Here is a 3,198-nt window from a genome sequence, read left to right as displayed (position 1 = left end):
GGCCGCCAGATGATGCAGTCCTTCTTCGACGGCATCGTCTCCGTCGCCAACGATCTCCTCAACTATGTCTCCGGCATCGGAAGCCGGATCAGGTCGGCGCTCTCCTTCGGCGGCGCCGAGGGGGTGTCCGGCGATCCGATGGGAACGGGCGTCATCGATGGCCAGCGGGCGAAGGGCGGACCCATCTCCCGGGGCTCGACCTATCTCGTGGGCGAGCGGGGACCGGAACTCATCACCGCCGGGCGCTCGGGCTACGTCAACCGGGCGGGCTCGCTTCCGGCCGGCGGCATCACCGTCGCGCCGGTGTTCAACATGAGCTTCAACGGCAGGACCGACGCCGAGGATGTCGTCCAGCAGATCCGCCGCGTGCTGCGCGACGAGGTCCGCGAGACCTTCCGGGGCGTCTATGCCGATGCCGGCCTGAGGTTCGCCTGATGCTGATGTCGCTGGGCCCCATCCGCTTCGAGGTCTATCCGTTCAACGCCACGGACTATGACCACGGGCATCAATCGGACTTCGTCGAGAAGCCGGTGCTGGGGGCAAGGCCGCCGCTCGAATGGGTGGGCGAGGGACCCGAAAGCTGGTCGATCAGGGCACGGCTCTTCCCGCACAGGTTCGGCGGGCTCGGCGACCTCCGGAAGCTCTACCAGGCCCGCGCCGCCGGACGTCCGCTCTACATGATGCGCGGCGACGGGGCGCAGATGGGCTGGGTGGTGATCGACAAGGTCGCTGAGCGGTCGAGCTATCTCGACGCGAAAGGCATCGGCAAGGTGATCGACGTGGACATCGCGGTGCGCCGGTCGGCCAAGCCTTCCAATGGCAGCTTCTTCTCGGTCTTCCCGGGGGTGTTCTCATGATCGTCGAGCCGGTCACGGTCGAGGGCGACTTCATCACCGTCTCGCTGATCGTCTGGCGGCGCTTCAAGCGCCCGATGCCGGGCCTCGTCGAGCAGATCCACGACATGAACCCGGGGCTGGCCGATCTCGGCGCCTTCCTGCCCGTCGGCGCCACCTTCAACATGCCTGTTCCGGCGCCGCGCGCCCCGGCCATCCTCGATCCGATCAAGCTGTGGTGATCCTCCATGTCGAAGCGTGCGGTGTTCATGGTCACGGTCGCCGGGACCAACATCACCGCGACGCTGATGCCGGTCCTCATCTCGCTCACCGTATCCGGCAAGGCCGGAACCCACGCCGATACCGCAAGCCTCGAGATCGACGACACGCAGGGCCGGATCGTTCTTCCACAAATTGGCGCGCCGGTCATCGTGGCGCTGGGCTGGGAGGACGAGGGGGTGCGGGTGGTGTTCACCGGTACGGTGGACGAGGTGAGATCGTCCGGCTCGCGGGGCAGCGGGCGCACGCTGCGGATCACCGCCAGGGGCATGGACACCACGAGGAAACCTAAGGAGGGCCAGCAGCGGCACTTCGACGACAGCACGGCCGGGGACATTCTCAGGGAGGCCGGCAGGACGGCGGGCGTCACCGGGGTGGACATCGACCCGTCGCTGGCCTCGATCAGGCGCAAATACTTCGAGATGCGCGACGAGAGCTTCATCCACATGGGCGAAAGGCTGGCCCGCGAGATCGGCGGCAACTTCCGCATCCAGGGTACGCGCGCCATCATGTCGAAGCGCGGCGCGACCTACACCGCCGCCGTCCTGGCCGCCTGGGGCCGCAACCTCCACGGCTGGGACATCTCGCCTGCCCTCGGACGCGCGCAATACTCCCGGATGCGCGCCCGCTGGTACGACCCGAAGCAGGCCGAATGGCGGGAGACGGAAGAGGGCACCTCTCTCGCCGCCGATGCCCGGCACGATCACCGCTATGCGAAGCCGGACGAAGCCGAGGCAAGCCAGCAGACCGTCTCCGACCGGGCCACCTCGGAGCGTGACGCGGGCGAGGGCAGCGTCACCATCGAGGGCGATACCGCCGCCATCCCGGACGGGCTCTGCATCGTCGAGGGCGCAAGGCCGGGGATTGACGGCCCGTACCGCATCGAGAGCGTCACCCACAGCTATTCGCGCGGCGGCGGCTTCGTCACTCAACTGAGCCTGAGGCAGCCGGGGTCCGGCGGCGCGGGCGGCATCTGAGAGCATCCGGCAGGAGATATCCCGATGACCCAGGACTGGACCGGCGACATCCCGGCGGCGGTGTATTTCGTGGTGGGGCTCGGCGGCCTCGCAGGCGCTCTCCTCGCCATGGTGAAGCTGAAGGAGGCGCTCGTCCCCGATGCCGGCCAGCAGGTCCGGAAGGACATCGCCACCATCAGGGCCGATATCCACGACATCCGCGCCCGCGTCGGCACACTGGAACTCGATGTCGCCCGCATCGACCAGCCGTCCATCACCCGGCGCTTCGACGCCATCGAAGGCAAGATCGACAAGCTCTACGCCTTCCTGCTCGAGCGCCTGACCAAGCTGCCGCCGCTCTGAGCGGCGCGCCGGCACACCCACCCCGGCCATCATCCATTCAACCCGCAACCGAAGCCGAAGGCCGTGAGCGCCTCCGGCCACAAGAAGGAATTTGCCAATGACCCACATGACCATCGCCCGGAGCCTCCTCGGCACGAAGGAGCTGAAGGGCGCCGCCGACAACCCGAAGATCATGGAGATGTACCGTTCCATCGGCCACACTCAAGTGGAGCATGACGAGGTGGCGTGGTGCGCAGCCTTCATTGGGTACTGCCTGGAGAAGGCGGGCATCGCCTCGACGCGGAAGCTCAATGCGCGCTCCTACCTCGGCTGGGGCGAGAAGGTGGCGGGCCCGGAACAGGCAAGGGAAGGCGACGTCGCCGTCTTCTCGCGCGGCACATCCGCCGCGACCGGCCATGTCGCCTTCTTCCTCAGGGAAACGGGCAGCCAGATCGAGGTGCTGGGCGGCAACCAGTCCGATGCCGTCACAGTGACGCGCTACCCGAAGTCCAGGCTGCTCGGCATCCGCCGCCCCATTGCCGCCGGCGGGCCGCAGCGCCCTGAGCTGAAGGTCATCCAGCAGCAGCTGAAGGACCTCGGCTACTTCGAGGTTGGCATCGTGGACGGACGCTATGGTCCCCGCACCAGAGCCGCCGTGCTGGCCTTCCGGGCCGACAACGGCCTGGGCCTCAGCCCCGACGTCGATCCCGTCCTCGTGGAGGCGCTGCAGAAGGCAAGGCCGCGCGCCGTGTCGCGGGAGCGGGCGGAGGGCAGGCCGGAAGGATCCC

Annotated in this window: 5 protein-coding genes and 1 pseudogene; all 6 read left to right on the top strand. The window is 68.0% G+C overall.

Translation table 11 applies throughout. From position 1 onward, the window contains the following. Nucleotides 1–435, top strand: a pseudogene (locus ACKOED_RS09560) (hypothetical protein); the annotation flags it as partial. Continuing rightward, entirely contained in the window at nucleotides 435–857 is a 423-nt protein-coding gene (locus tag ACKOED_RS09555; RefSeq protein ID WP_408916367.1) for a phage tail protein, read from the top strand. The pseudogene ACKOED_RS09560 and the gene ACKOED_RS09555, both read left to right, overlap by 1 nt. Next, complete coding sequence (locus tag ACKOED_RS09550) at nucleotides 854–1,075, top strand: tail protein X (protein ID WP_408916366.1); 222 nt, start codon at nucleotides 854–856, stop codon at nucleotides 1,073–1,075. Before ACKOED_RS09555 ends, ACKOED_RS09550 begins: the two co-directional genes overlap by 4 nt. A 6-nt stretch (nucleotides 1,076–1,081) precedes the next feature. After that, nucleotides 1,082–2,089: a phage late control D family protein gene (locus tag ACKOED_RS09545; RefSeq protein WP_408916365.1), complete on the top strand. Its 1,008-nt coding sequence runs from the start codon at nucleotides 1,082–1,084 to the stop codon at nucleotides 2,087–2,089. A gap of 24 nt (nucleotides 2,090–2,113) precedes the next feature. Then, nucleotides 2,114–2,431 carry a hypothetical protein gene (locus ACKOED_RS09540; protein WP_408916364.1) on the top strand — a complete coding sequence of 106 codons (318 nt, stop codon included), beginning with the start codon at nucleotides 2,114–2,116 and terminating at the stop codon, nucleotides 2,429–2,431. Nucleotides 2,432–2,528: 97 nt separating this feature from the next. Beyond that, nucleotides 2,529–3,198: TIGR02594 family protein (locus ACKOED_RS09535; protein ID WP_408916363.1), on the top strand; the 670-nt coding region annotated here is incomplete at its 3' end.

Source organism: Aestuariivirga sp. (assembly GCF_046093005.1).
Lineage (GTDB): Bacteria > Pseudomonadota > Alphaproteobacteria > Rhizobiales > Aestuariivirgaceae > Aestuariivirga.
The sequence above is the reverse complement of the archived record's forward strand: the minus strand, read 5'-3'. Positions and strand labels throughout refer to the sequence as shown.